This window comes from Acidobacteriota bacterium (assembly GCA_030949985.1).
GTDB lineage: Bacteria > Acidobacteriota > Polarisedimenticolia > J045 > J045 > JALTMS01.
In genome coordinates, this window is the sequence record JAUZRX010000109.1 from 1 (window position 1) to 1,231 (window position 1,231).

Annotated in this window: 1 protein-coding gene; it reads right to left on the reverse strand. The window is 58.7% G+C overall.

Translation table 11 applies throughout. The features are described from left to right. Positions 1 to 921: 921 nt before the first annotated feature. A partial coding sequence (locus tag Q9Q40_14970; protein ID MDQ7008521.1) for an IS3 family transposase occupies positions 922 to 1,231 on the reverse strand: 310 nt, incomplete at its 5' end.

Genomic DNA, 1,231 nt, shown 5'->3' on the forward strand with positions numbered 1-1,231 from the left:
ATGAGACAATTGGTTACGGGTACGCAGCAAAGTAAACATCGGCGGCTAAACCATCGGCCGCGGAGCCAATCAAAGTCGCTAGCCGCTCAACTTCTTCAATGCGCCGCCGCTCCCGTATTATGGTGATTCAGCGCTCTGTCTGGGAATGCCCCTTAGGTTGGCTGATGTCCGGCTAGTAGTCAATTGTCGCGCTAGAGGTTGGCCGATGAGCAACGACCTCAACCGCCAACGCGGCACGCAGCCGGGAGACGAGTTTCAGACATTCTGGTTTGAGGTGGAGCCCAATCGTTGGACAGTCCCCGGGGCGAGTTAAGGTGAATCCGAGAGGGCGTCCAGCAGCAGGCGCCTGCGCTGTGTGGAACTCGGAGCGAAGCGGAGGGTTATCCACAGGGTAAACGCAAAGGAGGGGACCTTGGGAGGATTTCCATATGTGGATCGCGCGGGCTCATCATGCGCTTACCCGAGTCAGGGATGTGCACCCCTCGTAGGGTGTTCGATCGGCGAGTCCCTGATGTGGTCGCTCGTTGTTGTAGAACGCCAGGTAGTGGCCGATGCTGTCGGCGGCCTCGAAGCCGTCCCTGTACCTTTGAAGGCAAACCTCCTCGTACTTGAGGGACCGCCAGGGCCGTTCGATGAACACTTTGTCGAGAGCCCGCACTTTTCCGTCCATGCTGATCGCGATACCCTGTCGTCGAGTATCGACGTGAAGGCTTCCGTCGTAAACTGCGAGCCCTGGTCCGTTTTGAAACTCTCCGGGCAACCGCCACCCAGGGCCCGCTCGAGGCTGTCATCGCAGAAGTGGCTACTCAGTGTGTTCGACAGCTCCCACGAGAGGACGTCGCGGCTCATCCAGTCCGTGACGGCCATCAAGTACAGGAACCCGTGCCTCATCGGAATGTAGGTTATGCTGGCGCACCAAACCTAGTCAGGGCGATCCATCGCGAAATTTGGTAGCGGATACGGATATTTGCGGTGCTCCGGGGCCTCCACCGTCGTCCGTGGTGCTGAATGGATCGCGACCACTTCCATCTTTCGCACCAGTCGCTGCGCCCGCTTTCGATTGACCTCGAATCTCTCCCGGCAGAGGTGGACGGCCATTTGCCGGATGCCGTAGAATGGAATATTCAGATGGACCTCGTCAATCCGTCGCATCAGTCGTAGGCTCAAATCGGTCTCCACCCTCGGCTCGTAGGAGTAGCTCGATCGTGGCAGCCCAAGCTGAGAGCGCTCA